This window comes from Extibacter sp. GGCC_0201, from assembly GCF_017566055.1.
Taxonomy (GTDB): domain Bacteria; phylum Bacillota; class Clostridia; order Lachnospirales; family Lachnospiraceae; genus Extibacter.
Genome location: NZ_JABFCH010000152.1, coordinates 1 through 225, shown reverse-complemented (window position 1 = coordinate 225; position 225 = coordinate 1). Strand labels below are relative to the sequence as shown.

At 40.4% G+C, this 225-nt stretch carries 1 protein-coding gene; it reads right to left on the bottom strand.

The genetic code is table 11. From position 1 onward, the window contains the following. The coding region (locus tag HJV72_RS19070; RefSeq protein WP_208073446.1) for an ADP-ribosylglycohydrolase family protein at positions 1-225 on the bottom strand (225 nt) is incomplete at both ends.

The window sequence follows — 225 nt, the reverse complement described above, 5'->3', positions numbered from 1 at the left end:
ATACAAACCCGGTTCATTTTCATAATACCATTTAATATACCCATCCGGCCAATTGATAGGAATATAATCTTGTATCATTGTCCCCGGATATCTGAACTCTGTAGGACCACCATACGTGCAACCTATTGTTTGACCAGCCCATCCTCCTTTAATCTTATCAAATAACTTAGCCTTGGTCATTGTTACTTCAACAGGAACCGCCCGGTTTTGCTTATCTGTACAAGC